Raw genomic sequence first — 18,650 nt, 5'->3', positions numbered from 1 at the left:
TGATTATACTAACTTCATCCATATAAAGCAATGCGCATTTCTTGTTTATTTAGGAAAATAAAAAGAGCCAGCACCCCGAATTTAAGGCGTGTTGACTCAAGCTTTTATATTTGTCTAGATTTTTTCATCATTCTAGCTCCCATACCTGCAAATAGTATTCCAGCTAAAAACCAAAATGATCTTGTATCACCAGTTTTAGGTAAAGTATTTACAGCATTTGTTTGTTTACTCCCCTTCGATGGCTTATCCTTATTCCCTGGCTCATTTACAGAAAATTCTCCACCTACTTTTTTAAATTGCGCATATAAAGTCATATCGCTCGCTGGCATTGTATCCGCCGCAAAATCCCATTTATTTCCACCTGTTTTCGCATCATACCAACCCGTAAAAGTGTAGCCTTCTTTTTTCGGTTCGGCGGGAGTTGAGAGTATTGATTGATAATTGACGAGCTCTGTCGTTGTCTTCCCATCTACATCAAAAGCCGCCGTGTACTCATTAATACTAAACTGGGCGTACAAAGTCATATCTTCCGCTGGCATTTTATCTGTGCTGAAATCCCACTTATTTCCGCCTATTTCCGCATCGTACCAACCTGTAAACGTGTAACCTTCTTTGGTCGGTTCAGCTGGTTCTGTTAAAAAATCCCCTGTTTTAACTGATTCTTTTGTTTCCGTTCCATTAACATCAAAGGTCACCGTATAAGCTACTGGTATTGCTTGAAGTGGTTGTCTTACTGTACCATAAAAATCATTTGTTGCGTTTCCAACAGTTACTGTTTGCCTAAAAGTATAGCTTACTTCATTGATATAGCTTGATAGATTCCACGTAATATTCGGATTAGTATAAGTCCCACTATCACTAATTGTTGCCGGAGCTATTAACGCCCCTGATACACCTTTAACATCATTAGATATCGTAATCGCTGGGTTATACATAATTGGATCGTTCATTATATTCTGATTAAATAAAGTTAAACTTGTTAGTTTAGTTAAGTCTGATAATGGACTGATATCACGTATTTGATTATGTGCTAAATATAAAGTTGTCAAGTTTTTCAAATCTGACAATGTACTGATATCACGTATCTGATTATAACCTAAATACAAATCCTCTAGATTCGTTAAATCTGACAATGCACTAATATCGCTCGTCTGCGTCTCTTCCAAATTCAAAAGCTTTAGATTCTGTAAACCAGATAATGCGTCCAGATTATTTAATTGATTATTAGATAAAGATAGTTCTGTTAAATTTGTTAGATTCGATAATACACTGATATCACTTATCTGAGTTGAACCCAAACTCAATTCTGTTAAATTCATTAAGTTAGATAAAGGACTAAAATCATTGATGTGATTTTCATCCAAATACACATATTTTAAATTAGATAAATGTGATATTACACTGATGTCAGTTATCTCGTTAAAATATACAAACAAATTAGATATATTATTTAAATACTGTACACCTTCCAAATTTTTAATTCCTTTATACGGGGCATTAATTCCTGTCTGCTGGTCTAACTCATTTTGTGATACTATATCTGTTACACTAGCTTTACCTAATAGATTTCTCATTGCATCTGCTAGAGCTGGATCTGGAAATATTTCATTGATGGCAGTTGGTTGAGTGAGATTTTCCGCTTGCACATCTAGTTGATTACTAGTCCCAATAACAGTAATGAAACTAATCAGAAAAAGAAACCCTATCATATTTTTAATTACATTATATGATCGCAGCTTGTTTTGCCTATTATTCGATTCTTCGCTTTTCATTATTAGTCCCTCCTGTTTAAAAACTTATTTCATTCCTCTTGCAATTATTTAATATCATGAAAACATTCATAATTATATCATGAGGTATCTAGCGTATTAATACACATTTCTATTAGCCTTTTCATACTTTATCACCGTTTTTCACAAAAAATTCATTTTTTTGCGAAAAATACTAGTTTAAAAGTACTTTTCCCTTTATATACATTTATCAACCCTTTAGACTTAAAACAAAAAAGCGACTCACTCCGCAAAGAGTAGTCGCTTATTTAATATGCTCAGCTTTAAAAATGAAAGAACAATATTTATTCTTCCACTGATTCAGCTAGTTCATTATACCGTTCCTGCAATTCAGGAGGAAAACCATCTGCCCAATCCGCCGACTCAGAAATCTCCATCCCGTTCAAAGCAACAAACATTTCACGCGCAATCGGTCTTTTCATTTCTTCATCTTGAAACTCGGCTGGTGGTGTGTACCCATATGATTGATTTTGATAGAACCCATCTAAGTAATTTTTCGCCAGAACAGTTACAATATCAAAATCTTCCTCATACCAACTGCTTTTTTCAACCATCTCTTCTCTTGTTTCAAACTGATAAGCAAAGTCCGGCTCCATTAACCAAAACAACATTAACGCCGTTCCTTTATCCGTTTTTGGCGAATTCGCAATCCAATAAATCGGTTTCTTAGGATTATCAAAATTCCATTCTACCATCAATTGATGGATTTCTTCCGGTGTACATTTTTCTAGATAATGAATAAATAGCTCCGAAACTTGTTCTTCAAATTCTTCTTCTGTAATACTCATTTGATAGTCTCCTTTTCATGCTGGCATTTAAGATATTATGCAATCAAATTCATGGAAATAATACGATTCTCTTTCTAAGCAGTATTAATGAGTCAACAGTTCACGTTCAATAATATTCTTCTCCAAACTCGAAACAAATTCTTCATTACCACAGCTACTTAATGTTTCACCCGTTAGCAATTTTTGAAAATGATTATTAAATCCTCTTTCGCAGATTATTAATTCATTAATTATTTTCTCGTAAATTGTTGTACTAGGAATTAATCCGTTTCGTTCTATGTGAATTAGTTTTGCGTTTAATAAATTATCCAAGCTAAATTTACAGAGTGTCGAATTATCTAGTTTGAAATAATGCAAATCAATCCCGTCCATGCTCCATCCTATACCTAAAGCATAATTTTCTCCGATGAAAGCAACTTCATTATTATCTATTTTAGTTAGCTTTAATTGATATTTTTGCTCATATCCTTTGAATATTTTTTCAACTTCTTTATAAAAATCCAATTAATCACAGTCCTTTTTTTACTATAATCCCAGTCATTATTCTTTTAAGAAGTCTTCTATCATTCCTCTACTTTCTTGGCAAAATTGTAAGTTAGTAACTTTATCATAATTTTTTCAGCATAATCAAGTAACTCTAATATATTATCTAATTTATTCTGAGGAAGCGGCGTCTGCTTTCTTCTTACAAAAGCAATCCATCCAAGATTAAACATTTCGTTTTCTTCCAAAAACTTTATATTAATATTACTTACATTATCATATCTTTCATAACCGATTACAAAAGCAATTTTCTTGTTTGAAAATGTGATAGTAGCGCCCGTTATTTCTATTAATTTAAAACCAATATGGAATAAAAATTCACTCTTTTTAAGAATTATTTCTTTTGAGTTATTATCTATTTTCATGGTTGAACTCCTCTGAATTTATCAATAAGCTTTTTAATTAAATATTTAAACTCAAACTATCCTTCAAGTCCCCGATTACTTCTCTAGGAACTCCGGCTAATTCATATTGCTTATAATCTTCCAACCACTTGTCATCTCCATTAAGCACACTACTCCAATGACGCGGAAGACCTCTTGCAAGTATTAAAAACGAAATATCAACCCGTTCCTGCACAGAATTATATTTTGGCAAATTCTCCCTATCTTTATCATCAAAGACATGCAAAAAATAAGACCATACATCATAACTGACAAGCGAATTATCTTTATCACGGCATACATAATTCAAAGAAACCTCATCAAAATGAATCAAAAAAACAAGCGCAAAATTAGAACCAAAAAGTGCTAGCTCCTCTTCAGATATAACTTTATAATTTAACTGGAATTCTTCTATTAATGATTTGAATCTATTTATAAAATCTGCTTCAAATTTCATTTTGAAATCCTTCAATTTTTTTGCCATTGATATTTTTTATAATAGTTTGGTAGGCTGAATACTCGTCTTTGTTAATAGCTCTCGGCTCATTATAAAACTTATTCTCTTTAAACTCCTTTACCCAGTCATTTTGACCAGATAATAATTCAGGGAAATATTTACTTAAACCTCTCGCATGAATAAGTAAGCTGTTAGAAATTTGGTCGGTCAAATTATTTGCAGGAGTTATATTGGCTAACAAATCTTTTTCATAATTTGAAAATAAGAAATTGGTTATTTTCACTTTTTCTAAGCTATGAAGAAACAGGTAATAAATATCAATACCTTCTCTGCTTTTCCATATAGTTAGAGCAAAATTAGGATGTAATAACATTATTTCGTCTTCATTTACTTTAATTAAGTTAAATTGATATTCTTGAATTATATCCGCAAAGTTATTTTCTACTTCGTGCTTAAGCTCCATTAATTCCACCAACTTTGATAATTTTTGTATTAAGATATTATGCAATCAAATTCATGGAAATAATCCATTTCTCTTTATAAGTAGTATTAACGGGGCAACAGTCCACGTTCAATAATACTCTTCTCCAAATTCGAAACAAATTCTTTATTTCCATAGCCGCTTAATGTTTCACCCCGTAGCAATTCTTGAAAATGATTATTGAATCCTCTTTCGCAGATTATTAATTCATTAATTATTTTCTCGTAAATTGTTGTGCTGGGATGTATCCCATCTCGTTTGATTTTAGTTAGCTTTCTGTTTAATAAATTATCTAAACTAAATTTACAGAGCGTCGAATTATCTAGTTTGAAATAATGCAAATCAATCCCGTCCGTGCTCCATCCTATACCTAAAGCATAATTTTCTCCGATGAAAGCAACTTCATTATTATCTATTTTAGCAAGCTTCAATTGATAATTTTGCTCATATCCTTTGAATATTTTTTCAATTTCTTTATAAAAATCCAATTGATCACAGTCCTTTTTTTACTATAATTCCAGTTATTATTCTTTCAAGAAGTCTTCTACCATTCCTCTACTTTCTTGGCAAAATTGTAAGTTAATAACTTTAGCATAATTTTTTTCAGCATAATCAAGTAACTCTAATATATTATCTAATTTATTCTGAGGGAGCGGCATCTGATTTCTTCTTACAAAAGCAATCCAGCCAAGATTAAACATTTCATTTTCTTCCAAAAACTTTATATTAATATTACTTACATTATCATATCTTTCATAACCGATGACAAAAACGATTTTCTTGTTTGAAAATGTGATAGTAAAATCCGTTATTTCTATTAATTTAAAATTATTATGGAGTAGAAATTCACTTTTTTTAAGGATTATTTCTTTTGAAGTATCGTCTAATTTCATGCTTGAATTCCTCATTTCTTCAACTTCATTGTACTTGTTTTTACATCATAAGTATAACCATGTTGTAGTAAGTATTCATATTCACGCCCAAAACCCGTAAGTTGTTTAGTCCCAGCGATGTATAAGTTTTCTACAGTCGGCTTTGTAGCCATAGCTACGTCATCTCCTCGCTGAATCGCTTTATCTAGGAAAGGCTGATTAAACTCATACAGAACGTCTCCATCAATTTTTGCACTTGGTGAACTATCCATCCACTTAGCTGTGAAAGTCGGTAATATATTTCCTTAAAGTTAACAAAACTAAAGCTCATGTGATATTATATACAAGAGATACGATTATGTATCTTCCAGTTCAAATTGCTTTTATCTAATCTTAAAATAATAAAAAGAATGGCGGGAAAATGAAAATGATTGAAGACAATAATTTATATCATTTTACAAGTGCAGATACTGCTGTAAATTTTATACTTAAAAATGAAACATTAAAATTCAGCAGTTTTAGATATGTAAACGATCCTAAAGAATCAAAATCATGGCCCTTTAAATTTTATGGACACTCTATAGAGAACAAAGACAAATTCAAGCCCAATTTTTTTCATGAAAGCAATGACTTTATTAAAGATCATTGGTTGGTACTTTGTATGACAAGAGCAAATAAAGAAATTGCCTATGATATGAAAATGTGGGATTCATATGGTCAAAAACATAAAGGAATTTGTTTAGTCTTTGACCATAAAAAATTATCAAAAGTTTTAAATTCACAAACAAATAACTTTTTATTTGAAAAGGAAATACATTATACCGATATTAATAATACAGGAAGTATATTTAATCTTTATTCTATTAATGGTTATTTTAAAACTTTTACGGGAATAAACTTCCCCTTCATCATTAACTACCTCAAGTGTATGTATAATCCATTTTTACTCTCTAATATCTCTAATCCCTTTATGCTTCAATTAGAGCACTATCTTCACATTGGTAAAGAGAACTACTTAAAGTGGCACTCAATTCATTTTAATAAAAATCTTTTTTTCAATAAATCATTATCTTGGAAAGATGAAAAAGAATACAGATATATTTTGTATTCTAATAATAGTGCAGAAAATCAATTCCTAACCTATAAAGACTCACTAATAGAAGTTATATTGGGAAATGATATTAGTATAGCTGATAGGAAAAAAATAAAAGAAGTTCTAAAAAATAAAAATATAAAGATATCTCAACTAATCTATAATAATTGGCATGGCTCACTATTTGATATTACTAATAGTGAAGAAAATGATAACAGTGTTATAGATATATCTACTAGTTTTCGAGTGGATGTTCCTCAAAGATTTTTGTTTACATCAACAAATACTAAGAATGGAGTTGAATTCCTTTTCTTTGATTGGGAAACTGGGGATGTATCAGTTTTGCCTTTAGGAGAATAGGTATCATAGCAAATAAACGAGATATCATTAAATTCTATGTTTAGTAGTATCTATGACTTGCCTGTTTGTTCTCAAAACTATAAATAAACTTTTTATATCTAACCGAATTAATTCTTGAATTGAATAGAAGAGACTTGCGCTCTTTTTTATTAATATTATCATATTAGATATTCTATAGCTTCAAAACCATCAATATAATACTGAAGCCATGATTTATATTCCTTTTCAAAAACAAAATCTTTATTTTTGAAAACTTCTTTTATGTCTTTTGGTGTTGGCCAAGTACTTTTCAATTGGTACGTCCCCTTCTCAAAAAACAAATCTTTCAATATTTGCAATTCATTATTTGTTTGCTCCTCACTGATATTTAAATGAAGAAAATTTTCATAATGGTATGAAAATATAAAACCTTCTATTTCAGTTATACATTGCTCGGCGATTCTCGATAATATTTTTTCTATACTTTTTGTTAATTCTGTTGATAGAATTTTTTCATCTCGCATAACCAAGGAAATGGTTTGTAACTTTGTTACCATTATTCCTAAATTATGATTATGCAATTTATTAACAAAATTTTCCATATCATATGTTAGTAGTAATTCAATTTTTGAACTTAATATTTGTGCTGTTACTTCTGCTTCTTTTATAACCCTCCTCAATTCAACTCCATCTTTTGAAAGTTTTATTAAATTAAATTCACTACTTGTAAAAACTAAGAGTGTTATTGATGCAACTATCCCAAGTGCCATTATTTCCCATTTTGCATTATCAAGATAAAAATAAAGTAATGGAGAAAATATAATTAATGCAAAGAACAAAAAATGAAAGTTGCTTTTGTAATTATGCATTTTGGATTCACCTCATTTAGAATTTATAAATTTCCCTACTAAAAAAGTTAATTAAACTCTATAAATTTTGGTTTTTCAGAATTCATTCTTACTATTGTATCATTACTTAATACAGAAAAGAACTGATAATCTTGTATGTATTTTCTTTCCTGGATATCAAAAAATTCAATACTAAAGTTCCATCTAATCCAATCATCTGGCTTAGTTTCTATCCCCTCTTTATCAATAGCATTTAAATATAAATAAAAATCCGCTTCTCCTTCGACTCTTAAAATATCCATATGAATCGGCATAGCAACCCCCAAAATATTATAACCGTTCTGTCGGCTAGGCTGAATAGCTATAACTGAAACAGATTTTGTAGATATTCCCTTCATTTCTTCTTTTTCGAGATAATTTAAATATACTGAAAAAGCTGCTCCCAATCCCTCATTTTTAATTTTAAAAGGTATTATTATAACATTATGTTTATCGCGTTCCATTTTCCCAGTAAACTTATCAATCTTTTCTTTGGTAGAGAGCGAAAGGTATGGTTGATACATTATGCGTTCTTTTCTTAAATTGATTAACGATTGTTCTTGATACCTTTTCTCCGAAGTTTCCAAAGCCTGATTATGTTGATTTTCTTGTTGTTCCATATTTTTTTTATGCTGCTTGTTCGTAAAATATATTGTTACTAAACATAGAGCAACTGGAACTAAAACAGATGTAATTATCAATGCACTTCCTCATTTCTGATTATTTATTTATTTCTTATTTTATCTAATCTGATTAATAATAGCCACTAAAAAAGAGAGTAACTAAGACCATTTATGTTTTTTGAGTTAAGTGTTTCAAATGCTCGTTAGCGAGAATTAAAAATATTCTTCTAATTTCTCTTAGATATGAAGTATCCATTACAACTCATATATATTTTATTCATCCTGTATCTACAATTAAAACTTTTTGATTAGTACAAGTTGAAGGGTACTATCTCCTGTTTACTATTGATATTCGCGACCTCCTGGATCAATATAACACAGAATGGCATTGGATTTTACTATAGTTGATAGAAGCCTTATTATAAAAAACTCACATTGCGTCTACCTCTATAGCATAAATTTCGATTCCAAAATATTTCTAATCTAAAACCAGCTCTATCAAATTTCGGAGGATAAAGAAGCTCCTAAACTATTTTCCTTGCTCAAAGGTAAAAAAAGTTGAAAATCTTTAGAAATATTTTCAATTTTAAGTTCTTGTTTTTATAATGCAAAAAGACTATTCGTTTACTAGCTCAACTAGTAAACGAAAAAATTGATTATACAAATAAATAATAAAGAACAGATGAAAATAGTAAGTATCTTATTTAGCACTATAAAAAATACTCTTTTTATATTTTATAGAGTGTGTTTTTTGTTAATACTAGTTATAATAAGCTTGAGATAGATAAAATTGGAGGGTTATAGATGATTCAAATTGAAGATAAATTAAAAGTTTTTATTAGCTCTAAAACTGGTGATGATCAAGCTTCTATAAAATATAATTTAGCTAGAAAAGCAATTAAAGAGATGTTAGAATTGACAGGTCTTTTTCAAATATATTTATTTGAAGAAGCTGGCACTTCCTCAATGAGTGCTTATAATCATTATATTCAGCGTCTCAAAAGTGCAGATGTTTGTATTTTTTTGATTGATAACGAAGATGGCATACCTCAAGGAGTGCAAAATGAAGTTGACGAAGTCCTAAAAAACAACATTCCTTCACTTTATTATTTTTGTGATCAAAATTCAAAAGAAAAAACATCCCTTCAAACGAGACTACTTCATGCTAATGCTCCTAAAAATAAAACTATTCATTCTTTTGAAGATTTTATTCAGAGAAGTACTACGGACTTGATTGATGATATTTTATCAGTATATAGATCATATGGATTTGGAAATGCTATTATTCCAAGCAATAATTTATTGATGGAGGAGACTAACGATGCAAACGATATACAAATTGAATCTGAAAAGATTAATATCCCATATATTTTATCAATAGGTAGTAAAAAAATTAGTAAAATAAGATGCAGAGAATACTTTATTAGTATGTTTTTTAGAAATGAAAAAACAAAAGAAATGGCTTCAGATCTTGATATAGATTATTATTGTTCAACACTACTTCCAATTATGTTTAACGGAAGTAATTTTAATACTTTCAAAATATCGGAGTATTTAAAAATGTTACAAAATATATTACCTCAAGCTTACTTTAAGGTAATAGAGCTGAGATGGAAAGCAATTAATGAGTATTATAATAATAATCTTTTTGAGAGTATAGAAATATTGAAATTAGCTTATAAAAACTCATTATCCAATAAATTAGAAGACTGGTTTATTCAAGATATATTAATTGATTTACGTAATCAGATTAACTTATATCATGAAAATAGGAATGAGTTTACAAATCAGAATTTTGGGCAAATTGAGTTGGACAAGATGAATAATAGTTTATTTTATCCCAATATAGATAGATATGAAAAAAATTTATTGGAGAGACTTGAACAAGATAGGCAAAAGTCAGATATTGAAGCATACTCATCAAAAACTTTTCTAGGAGATAGGTCTCTCTATACAAATTCAATAGCTGATATCTTTTTTGAAGCAATGATTTTTGGATCAATGACTCATTTAACCCGTATTTACTCTATAGTTCAAAAATTGAGTTATGAGTGTTTTGTGCGAAATAATGAATGGATAATGTTTAAGCTAAATTTTAAAAATACAATTATGTCATTAGATAAAAAGAAAGTTCGTAGAATGGCTAGAACTTTTTCCGCTCATTTGGAAAAACTTACTCCAGAGGAGGCTAAGGAAATATATGATTACACAGACAATCATATATTGACTAATCATAAATTAGTTGCTCAATTACTTGCTATATCAGAAGTAGGATATTATTTGAGCGATGACGATTTTTCTTATGTATGGGATAATTTAGAAGTCATATTAAATGGTTGGAAGAAATCTGAAGATAGTATTGTGAATTTGGAAAGTTATATTTTCTATACGTTAAAACGTATAAAAGATAGACTGGATCAAAATTATCTAACAGAATTTTGCCTCTCTATTTTGAAAAGTAAAAGTTTGAGGTATCATGATAGCGCAATTGAATTTTTATGTCAGTCTGTGAATTATAGTAAAGTAGACTACAAATTAATAATAAAATTAAATGAATTTATCATAAATTTATTTAAGGATAAATCGAGCTCAATCAGTGAAAATCATATTAAATGTTTATGCTGCCAACTAGGTAAGTTATTTAATAACAAAGAAAATCAAAAATTAAATAGTAAAATTCAAGAAAAGTGGCCGGAGTTTTATGAATTAGAGTATTCAATTGAAACCAACAAAAATATGCCTAGTAGTACTCTGTTTTTAGAAAAACATTTAGAAATAATAAAATATAGAAATTTAACTCAAGGAGAAAATGGCAGTTACACAAAATATGCTGATTCTTCTTTTCTCGCAGTCAGAAATGTCTTTGGAAATGATAGTACCACCATTTCCAAAGAGTTGATAGACGCCATATTTAGAGAAACTGCAAATACAATACTTAATTCTAAACAAATGATTACTGATAAAATTGAAGCGTACAAATTATTATATATTTTGTGTAGAATTGATAAATATATTATTAACAGAAATAGTCAGATTGTGGAAGAATTGATTAACATGGGGGGAGATATAGATGCATATGAAACAATGCTTTCTCATGTACAAAAACAAATGTTAGTATTTGCGCACTACTTACTTTTAGAGTTGTTTCAAAAGGATGTAAGTGTTTCAATTTTGAATGAGTTATCTACATTTAATGATGAGGCTTCGCAAATAGAATCTTGTAAATTAATCAAAAGTTATTTAGATAAAGATGATAAGTTAGAAACTTCTCAAAGTGTATTAGGGTTATTCTTTCAATTTTCATTAATATGGATTAATTCTACTTCGCTAGATCTTCGTTGGCATTCTATTCATTTATTGATAAAACTCTTAAATGTGGAAGAATATGTAGAAACAATAACCAACAGATTTATAAGAATTATTAATGAAGATGATTCATATGTAAAAAGTCAATTAGTTCATGGATTAGGTGAGATTGAGAAAGTCGATACAAAAACTGCAAAGTATATTTTAGAAAAAAGTTTAGTAGATTCTAATTATGTGATTAGAGAAATTGCTTTAACAAAAAAATGAAAAATTTACCATTAAATATGTTAAATAAATTCCATAATTTATTTAATACAATTGTAGAATTTTTTATATTAGCAATTGAATTAGATATAATACTAAATTTATTCAAAGTTAATTATACATGTCTATTACAAATAGTTATATGTCAAGTTATATATAATATTTTCTAACTTAATAGAATGTGTCAAATTAACATTATGGATTCAATTTTTACTATTCCCACTCCATGACTTACGTACAAGATATGGATGAATATTGTTGATAATACAAAATACTTAAGAACTATTAAAACCTTTAAAATGAAGATAAAAATATAAAAAAATGCAATAATAGTGTAATGAAGTTTTAACCACATTCAGGCTTAAGAAAGTATTTACTTTGATATTCAATGTAGTTATAAGAAGACCGAATAGAAACGGTCTTTTTTTTTTGATTTGTAAATTAACATTGCATGAATAAATCGTATCCTGGATTACTTAACTCTGGAATCTTAGTTTCAATAAAAAGTTCACCTTCTTCTTTGAAACTTTCATATTTTAAGTTTACATTATTTTTTGCAAATAATTTATCATATTAAAAGTACGCCTACTCAGGAAATAATTTATAATAGAATTTTTTGTGCTTTTAAATTCAATAAAAATATACCTTTGCGACAATAGAGAGAATCATGCCAATGTTATCTTTTACTCCACTTAAGCATCAAAAAACGACGAATCATTCATCCGTCGTTTTAGTGTTATCGTTCATCCTATAATCCTGTTCAAATCTATTCATGGTCATACAACCAATAGAATGACAACTTATTACCATCAGGATCAGAGAAGACAAAATATCGAATGATACCTGGTGCATCTTCTATCACCTCGTCAGTTATTACTCCAAGTGTTTTTAAACGTTCAAATTCCACATCTAAATCTTCTACCCCTATGCGTAAAACGTTTTCTGAAACATTTATTTTTTCTTCAAAAAGTTGAATCCAAACTGAACCAATTTGATATTCAACAACGCCTTCAACTGGTGTTAATTTTTCATCACTCATAAATAGTTTTTCATACCAACTAGCAGATTTCTCCAAATCACTTACTGGTAGTCCTATAGTGATACTCTTTGCATTTAAAGCCATATCTTATCTCTCCTTTTCATTAGCCTACAATTATTTTAACATTTCATAGTTAAACAATATTGTTCTAGATTGTGTTCTTCAAACAGGAGATTAAAATTTTTCCCACATTAGCTAATATTGGTGGATCTTCTGGTATTGGTTCTCTCAGCTTAATCTCGTAATGCTTGCCAGAACATTTAGGAAAAGATAGCTTTTCATCTTCTTTCCCTCTCAAACTATTACTTAAATTAAAATAAGATAGAATGTTATTAGACTGGCTTATCGCACAAGCTAATAAATAATAGTCTCCGCTTGGAATATTTTTCAATTGATTTCCTATTAAATTTTTAGTAGCTAATCCGGATATAGGCATATGATTCGGTATAAGAGTACGGAAAAGCCCAATAAATATGATACCCTTCTCAAATTCATCAGGTACATCAATAGTTACATTGCAAAAAGAATCATTCTTTTCTTGAAAATGCGCTATCGACTTATCCTTATGATCATTTTCAAAACGTTTCATATCATAAAAAATATCATTCATTTCGGTTTTGTATTTTCTAGGAGAACTACCTGTATATTTTTTAAACGTATTTGTGAAACTACCACTACTTTCAAAACCTGAATGTTCTTGTAAGTCGAGTATGCGTATTTCTTCATCAAGTTCAATAATCGCCTTTTCCACTTTTAAACTAGAAAGAAATTCAACCACACTGAATCCATTAATTTCTTTAAATTTTCGACTAAAGTGATGTTTATCATAACCAAAGTGAGCAGCAATTTCCTCACTTGTCATTTTTCTACTAACAGCTTCTTCTGAAATGAAAGAAAGCATTTCAGGCATCTTCGTTTTCATCGTTCCCCCTCCTTTTTAGAACAGTATTTTCTAAAAATCATATTAATAAATAAATTATATTACAATTTAGTATTAAAATGTAAGCCCACAAAAAACAAATCCCTTTCAAGCATCATCTTGACAGGGATTTGTGGTAGGGAAATATATCATTTTTAATGAGAACCAAGCATTTCATAAGTTGAAAAACGTTGATTTATTGGTATTTCCATACTTATTATATTGGCTTTTTGTTCCCACTCTATAACGCTATAGATAACTATCATTAATAATACAAGATTAAAAAAAATATTAAAATCTATAAAACGAAGACAAAAATAAAAGAGTACACCTAATCGAAAAATAATCTCTAACTTATATTTTACTCCACTTAAGCATCAAAAAACGACGAATCTGTTGTCCGTCGTTTTAGCGTTACGCTCATCATATAATGCTGTTTAAATCTATTCTTGTTCGTATAACCAATAGAATGATAACTTATTACCATCTGGATCAGTGAAGTCAAAATATCGAAGGATACCTGATAGCTCTTCTATCACCTCGTTAGTTATTATCCCAAGTGTTTTTAAACGTTCAAATTCTACTTCTAGATTTTCTGCCTCTAAACACAAAACGTTCTTAGAAGCATTGATTTTTTCTTCAAAAAGCTGGATCCAAACCGAACCAATTTGATATTCAATAACCCCTTCAACCGGTACTAGTTTTTCATCACTCATAAGCAGTTTTTCATACCAGCTTGCAGATTTCTCCAAATCACTTACTGGCAGCCCTATAGTGATACTCTTTGCATTTAAAGTCATAACTTTTTCCTCCTTTTTATTAGCCTACAATTATTTTAACATTTCATATTTAAACAATATTGTTCTAGATTGTGTTCTTTAAACAGGAGGTTAAAGTTTTCCCAAATAGCTAATATTGGCAGGCTTTATGGATTATTAAATAATTTAGCTCAAAAAAATAAATCCCCGTCAAGCATCATCTTGACAGGGATTTGTGGCAGGAAACCATATCATTTTTAATGAAAATCAAGCATTTCATAAGTTGAAAAACGTTGATTTATTGATATTCCTATTCTTATTATGTTAGCTTTTTACTCCCACTCAACCGTAGCTGGTGGTTTACTCGTAATATCATAAACAACACGATTCACATGATCCACTTCATTCACAATCCGCACCGAAATTTTCTCCAGTACATCCCACGGAATACGTGCCCAATCCGCTGTCATACCATCAATACTCGTCACCGCACGAACAACCACAGTATGGTCATACGTTCTACCATCACCCATAACACCAACGCTACGGATATTTGGAAGTGCAGTAAAGTATTGCCAGATTTCGCGTTCTAAGCCGGATTTTTAGATTTTATTTATTTTATACAGAAGCAACAATCCAATGCCCTCCCTTTATAAATCGCTTCAACACATCATCACTCCAATAATGACCATTTTGAAATACGTAATTAGTTATCTTCTCAAAATCGAATAATTCATTACATAATAAAAGTATTTCATCTGAATGTTTATTAGCATGGATATCATGTAATTTCTTAATCCAACTTTCTTTAGGGCACTTTCCTTTTGCTGAATCTAATAGTGATATCAGCTTTTTTTTAATTGTAAAATCAGTCCACATATCTTGTGATATATATGCTTTCATAACAGTGTTGATTCCTAAATAACATCCTTGATTATTATTTACTTTAAATCTTTTCAAATATGAGATGAGAACTTCATCTTCTTGTCTAATAAGAGTCAAAATTTTTTTATAACATTGTATATCATGATGAAAACTCTTTTTTTTAATAATAGAAAGTAAATTTAATAATATCTGATTTCGTTGTTCCTTATTAGAAGTAGCACAAATTCTACTTAATTTTTCTATTTTCAACAGATTTTCCAGTATATCACCCTTAGGAGATACTTCAGATATTTTTTTTGCATATTGAGTCAACAGCACAAATTCTATAGGTGTGAATTGAGTTCCTTCTATTTTGATATAATCTGAAAGCAAATTCCGTAAAAGGGTTGTTAATCGAGCAATATATGAGGGTCTTAAATATCCCCCAGATGAAATATTATAGTACACAAGCAATTTACCAATCATATATTTTTTAGCGTTTTCACCAATAAAAGGAAGAATCTCAGTATGTTGTTCTCTCATTTCATTTTCATAATTCAAATCCATAGGCTCAGATTTTTCATGCCTAATTAAATAATCAAGAAACCACTGTTCTACTATCATATATTCATTTTCAGAAACTTGTAATCCATCAGCAAAAGTTAATGAATTACAACTATCCTCTCTTATAAACTCTTTGTATATTCCATCCATTTTAAAACGAACTCCTTATTTTAGTGTGAAAAATTAATTTTTCTATTTTGAAATTTATCATCATGATATCTATAACTATGAACTACTCTACTAAATTTATATTCTCACAAAGCCGTATCTAATTTTTACAGCCTCATAAATTATTTTTATTAACTTTATTGAAACAGAATAATGATTGATATCTTATATTCTATCTTTCAATCATTATTCTGTTTCAATATGTCCTAGCGCTTGTGTATATATTTTTTCCTTTAATTTTTATTTTTCTTGCAAGGTAATTATAGCATCTTATTCTTAATCATGTTGCTCTTTATTATCGTCTTTCAAAATTTGAGCTTATTTTACTTTTTCTAGTTTTTTATCTTCTGTATCCAATGATTCAAGAATTTCAATATTACTTTCATTGCTACTCTTAGAAATCTTTTTTTCAATTTTTATAGATAAATCTTTTAATGCAACATTTGCACTCTCTAATTCTTTTAGTGCTTTTTCAAATTTATTGATGGTTGCTTGTTCTTAAAATCCTTTACCTCTAATTTTTTTGTAGCTTCTTTTAAATATTTCTTCGATACACTAGTTAAGTCAGCTAAATTATGGTTCTGTTGCAAAGTTTAATCATGAAAAAACAACTTCTTGTCTCAGCATAAGATCAACCTGGAATTCCCAGCAAAACCTTTATTTCAGTGCATACTGAAAACCTGAAGAGCGTTCCATCTTTTCGGGATTTCGGGCATAAAAAAAGAGACATCACTTTTTTGTGATCTCTCTCTATTTGTGTCCTAAAATTCTTGGCGGAATTTTAGGCGACAACTTTCTCAATTTTAACGGTTTTTACTCATTTTATAAAATGCCAAACGATGTAACTCCTTTACTCCCACTCAACCGTAGCTGGTGGTTTACTCGTAATATCATAAACAACACGATTCACATGATCCACTTCATTCACAATCCGCACCGAAATTTTCTCCAGTACATCCCACGGAATACGTGCCCAATCCGCTGTCATACCATCAATACTCGTCACCGCACGAACAACCACAGTATGGTCATATGTTCTACCATCACCCATAACACCAACGCTACGGATATTTGGAAGAGCAGTAAAGTATTGCCAGATTTCACGTTCTAAGCCAGCGTTTTTAATTTCTTCACGCAAAATGTAATCAGAATCACGAACAATCTCTAATTTCTCTTCCGTAATTTCGCCAAGAACGCGGATTCCTAAGCCTGGGCCCGGGAATGGTTGGCGCCAAACGATTGCGTCAGGCATGCCAAGTTCTGTTCCTAGTGCGCGAACTTCATCTTTGAACAGTGTATTTAAAGGTTCGATTAGTTTAAATTGCATATCTTCTGGTAGACCGCCTACATTGTGGTGCGACTTGATTGTTTGGGCAGTTGCTGTACCACTTTCGATGATGTCTGTGTAAAGTGTTCCTTGTGCTAGGAATTCTACGCCGTCTAGTTTGTTGGCTTCATCGTCGAATACGTAAATGAATTCGTTACCGATGATTTTACGTTTTTGTTCTGGGTCGGAAACGCCAGCAAGTTTGTCCATGAAGCGTTTTTTCGCATCTACTTTGATGATGTTCATGTTGAACTCGCCTTGTAATGTCGCCATGACTTGGTCAGCTTCCCCTTTACGAAGAAGGCCGTGGTCTACGAAAATACATGTTAATTGGTCGCCAATTGCTTTATGAATTAACACACCAACAACAGAGGAATCTACGCCGCCAGAAAGGGCAAGTAAGACTTTTTTGTCGCCTACGATTTCTTGGATTTTCGCGATTTCTACTTCACTAAAGTTTTCCATTGTCCAGTCGCCTTTACAGCCACAAACATTTAATGCAAAATTCTTCAGTAATTCATTGCCGTAAACGGAGTGACGTACTTCTGGGTGGAATTGCACGCCGTAAAGGGAACGCTCTTCGTCCGCAATACCTGCAATTGGGCAAGATTTACTTGTAGCCGTTACTTCAAAACCAGCTGGCTCCTCAACGACTAAATCGCCATGACTCATCCAAACTACTTGATCGGTTGGTAGTCCAGCAAATAAACGACTTGGTTTTTCGACGTGAATGTCCGCTTTCCCGTATTCGCGGTCTTTCGCACGTTCTACTTTGCCACCGAAGTGCGTTGTCATTAATTGCATACCGTAACAAATTCCTAAAATCGGAATTCCCATGTCAAAGATTCTTTCGTCTGCGCGGAAGGCATCTTCGTCATACACACTGTTAGGTCCTCCTGAAAAAATAATCCCCGTTGGATTTAGTGCTTTCATTTCTTCAACTGTAATAGTATGCGGATGTAATTCACTATACACACCAAATTCACGAATGCGGCGCGTAATTAGTTGATTGTACTGACTACCAAAATCTAGAACGATAATTTTCTCTTGCTCGGTAAAGTCTTTCATAATTTTAAACAAAACCACCCTTATCTATAAAATGAAACCGCAAAATTGCGGTTACTTCACAATAATATAAGAAAAGGACAAATCACTTGTCCTTTTCATCTTCTTTCATTTTAACGT

At 30.5% G+C, this 18,650-nt stretch carries 16 protein-coding genes and 3 pseudogenes; 2 read left to right on the top strand and 17 right to left on the bottom strand.

The annotated features are described in order from the left end of the window. Positions 1-104: 104 nt before the first annotated feature. From HCJ30_RS04390 to HCJ30_RS04350, 9 genes and pseudogenes are all read right to left on the bottom strand, one after another. Positions 105-1,772, bottom strand: coding sequence for an InlB B-repeat-containing protein (locus tag HCJ30_RS04390; protein WP_185391121.1), 1,668 nt, complete (start codon positions 1,770-1,772; stop codon positions 105-107). Positions 1,773-2,074: 302 nt separating this feature from the next. Beyond that, positions 2,075-2,578: a DUF4274 domain-containing protein gene (locus HCJ30_RS04385; RefSeq protein ID WP_185391120.1), complete on the bottom strand. Its 504-nt coding sequence runs from the start codon at positions 2,576-2,578 to the stop codon at positions 2,075-2,077. 84 nt (positions 2,579-2,662) lie between these two features. Further along, positions 2,663-3,082, bottom strand: coding sequence for a hypothetical protein (locus HCJ30_RS04380; RefSeq protein ID WP_185391119.1), 420 nt, complete (start codon positions 3,080-3,082; stop codon positions 2,663-2,665). Between the two features lie 36 nt (positions 3,083-3,118). After that, a pseudogene (locus HCJ30_RS04375) lies at positions 3,119-3,486 on the bottom strand (hypothetical protein). A gap of 37 nt (positions 3,487-3,523) precedes the next feature. After that, positions 3,524-3,961 (bottom strand): hypothetical protein, encoded by a 438-nt coding sequence (locus tag HCJ30_RS04370; RefSeq protein ID WP_185391118.1) that lies wholly within the window; start codon positions 3,959-3,961, stop codon positions 3,524-3,526. Continuing rightward, the gene (locus HCJ30_RS04365; RefSeq protein ID WP_185391117.1) at positions 3,951-4,424 is read right to left on the bottom strand and encodes a hypothetical protein; all 474 of its coding nucleotides are present in this window, start codon (positions 4,422-4,424) and stop codon (positions 3,951-3,953) included. The genes HCJ30_RS04370 and HCJ30_RS04365 overlap by 11 nt, the downstream gene beginning before the upstream one ends. A gap of 86 nt (positions 4,425-4,510) precedes the next feature. Next, positions 4,511-4,930, bottom strand: a complete 420-nt coding sequence (locus tag HCJ30_RS04360) for a hypothetical protein (RefSeq protein WP_185391116.1) — start codon at positions 4,928-4,930, stop codon at positions 4,511-4,513. 36 nt (positions 4,931-4,966) lie between these two features. Continuing rightward, positions 4,967-5,335 carry a hypothetical protein gene (locus HCJ30_RS04355; protein ID WP_185391115.1) on the bottom strand — a complete coding sequence of 123 codons (369 nt, stop codon included), beginning with the start codon at positions 5,333-5,335 and terminating at the stop codon, positions 4,967-4,969. A gap of 11 nt (positions 5,336-5,346) precedes the next feature. Further along, positions 5,347-5,541: pseudogene (locus HCJ30_RS04350) on the bottom strand (T7SS effector LXG polymorphic toxin); the annotation flags it as partial. Between the two features lie 194 nt (positions 5,542-5,735). Here HCJ30_RS04350 and HCJ30_RS04345 point away from each other — a divergent pair. Then, complete coding sequence (locus HCJ30_RS04345) at positions 5,736-6,767, top strand: DUF2971 domain-containing protein (RefSeq protein WP_070264571.1); 1,032 nt, start codon at positions 5,736-5,738, stop codon at positions 6,765-6,767. A 158-nt stretch (positions 6,768-6,925) separates the two neighbouring features. Here the strand turns inward: HCJ30_RS04345 and HCJ30_RS04340 are convergent, their stop codons facing one another. Beyond that, the gene (locus tag HCJ30_RS04340) at positions 6,926-7,615 is read right to left on the bottom strand and encodes a hypothetical protein (RefSeq protein WP_070264569.1); all 690 of its coding nucleotides are present in this window, start codon (positions 7,613-7,615) and stop codon (positions 6,926-6,928) included. 47 nt (positions 7,616-7,662) lie between these two features. Further along, positions 7,663-8,334 carry a hypothetical protein gene (locus HCJ30_RS04335; RefSeq protein ID WP_260444416.1) on the bottom strand — a complete coding sequence of 224 codons (672 nt, stop codon included), beginning with the start codon at positions 8,332-8,334 and terminating at the stop codon, positions 7,663-7,665. Positions 8,335-9,060: 726 nt separating this feature from the next. On the opposite strand from HCJ30_RS04335, the gene HCJ30_RS04330 reads away from it, so the two are divergent. After that, on the top strand, positions 9,061-11,829 hold the full coding sequence (locus HCJ30_RS04330; RefSeq protein WP_070264567.1) for a hypothetical protein: 2,769 nt from the start codon (positions 9,061-9,063) through the stop codon (positions 11,827-11,829). A 763-nt stretch (positions 11,830-12,592) separates the two neighbouring features. Here HCJ30_RS04330 and HCJ30_RS04325 read toward each other — a convergent pair. The 6 genes and pseudogenes from HCJ30_RS04325 to guaA all read right to left on the bottom strand — a co-directional run bounded on the left by HCJ30_RS04325 (position 12,593) and on the right by guaA (position 18,545). Further along, positions 12,593-12,949, bottom strand: a complete 357-nt coding sequence (locus HCJ30_RS04325) for a VOC family protein (RefSeq protein ID WP_185391114.1) — start codon at positions 12,947-12,949, stop codon at positions 12,593-12,595. Positions 12,950-13,013: 64 nt separating this feature from the next. Continuing rightward, entirely contained in the window at positions 13,014-13,787 is a 774-nt protein-coding gene (locus tag HCJ30_RS04320; protein WP_185391113.1) for a helix-turn-helix domain-containing protein, read from the bottom strand. Between the two features lie 440 nt (positions 13,788-14,227). Beyond that, positions 14,228-14,584 (bottom strand): VOC family protein, encoded by a 357-nt coding sequence (locus HCJ30_RS04315; RefSeq protein WP_003724648.1) that lies wholly within the window; start codon positions 14,582-14,584, stop codon positions 14,228-14,230. A 290-nt stretch (positions 14,585-14,874) separates the two neighbouring features. Beyond that, positions 14,875-15,141 (bottom strand): annotated as a pseudogene (locus HCJ30_RS04310) (GMP synthase (glutamine-hydrolyzing)); the annotation flags it as partial. A 19-nt stretch (positions 15,142-15,160) separates the two neighbouring features. Beyond that, positions 15,161-16,120 carry a hypothetical protein gene (locus HCJ30_RS04305; protein WP_185391112.1) on the bottom strand — a complete coding sequence of 320 codons (960 nt, stop codon included), beginning with the start codon at positions 16,118-16,120 and terminating at the stop codon, positions 15,161-15,163. 868 nt (positions 16,121-16,988) lie between these two features. Continuing rightward, on the bottom strand, positions 16,989-18,545 hold the full coding sequence (gene guaA, locus HCJ30_RS04295; protein WP_185391111.1) for a glutamine-hydrolyzing GMP synthase: 1,557 nt from the start codon (positions 18,543-18,545) through the stop codon (positions 16,989-16,991). Positions 18,546-18,650 lie beyond the last annotated feature (105 nt).

It is taken from the genome of Listeria cossartiae subsp. cossartiae (genome assembly GCF_014224155.1).
GTDB classification, from domain to species: Bacteria; Bacillota; Bacilli; order Lactobacillales; family Listeriaceae; genus Listeria; species Listeria cossartiae.
This window is presented reverse-complemented; position numbering and strand designations above follow the sequence as displayed.

What these genes read in the sequence shown, in the direction of transcription:
- HCJ30_RS04390 (WP_185391121.1), bottom strand. Translation starts at nt 1,772, where the DNA reads ATGAAAAGCGAAGAATCGAATAATAGGCAAAACAAGCTGCGATCATAT.
- HCJ30_RS04385 (WP_185391120.1), bottom strand. Translation starts at nt 2,578, where the DNA reads ATGAGTATTACAGAAGAAGAATTTGAAGAACAAGTTTCGGAGCTATTT.
- HCJ30_RS04370 (WP_185391118.1), bottom strand. Translation starts at nt 3,961, where the DNA reads ATGAAATTTGAAGCAGATTTTATAAATAGATTCAAATCATTAATAGAA.
- HCJ30_RS04365 (WP_185391117.1), bottom strand. Translation starts at nt 4,424, where the DNA reads ATGGAGCTTAAGCACGAAGTAGAAAATAACTTTGCGGATATAATTCAA.
- HCJ30_RS04355 (WP_185391115.1), bottom strand. Translation starts at nt 5,335, where the DNA reads ATGAAATTAGACGATACTTCAAAAGAAATAATCCTTAAAAAAAGTGAA.
- HCJ30_RS04345 (WP_070264571.1), top strand. Translation starts at nt 5,736, where the DNA reads ATGAAAATGATTGAAGACAATAATTTATATCATTTTACAAGTGCAGAT.
- HCJ30_RS04340 (WP_070264569.1), bottom strand. Translation starts at nt 7,615, where the DNA reads ATGCATAATTACAAAAGCAACTTTCATTTTTTGTTCTTTGCATTAATT.
- HCJ30_RS04330 (WP_070264567.1), top strand. Translation starts at nt 9,061, where the DNA reads ATGATTCAAATTGAAGATAAATTAAAAGTTTTTATTAGCTCTAAAACT.
- HCJ30_RS04325 (WP_185391114.1), bottom strand. Translation starts at nt 12,949, where the DNA reads ATGGCTTTAAATGCAAAGAGTATCACTATAGGACTACCAGTAAGTGAT.
- HCJ30_RS04320 (WP_185391113.1), bottom strand. Translation starts at nt 13,787, where the DNA reads ATGAAAACGAAGATGCCTGAAATGCTTTCTTTCATTTCAGAAGAAGCT.
- HCJ30_RS04315 (WP_003724648.1), bottom strand. Translation starts at nt 14,584, where the DNA reads ATGACTTTAAATGCAAAGAGTATCACTATAGGGCTGCCAGTAAGTGAT.
- HCJ30_RS04305 (WP_185391112.1), bottom strand. Translation starts at nt 16,120, where the DNA reads ATGGATGGAATATACAAAGAGTTTATAAGAGAGGATAGTTGTAATTCA.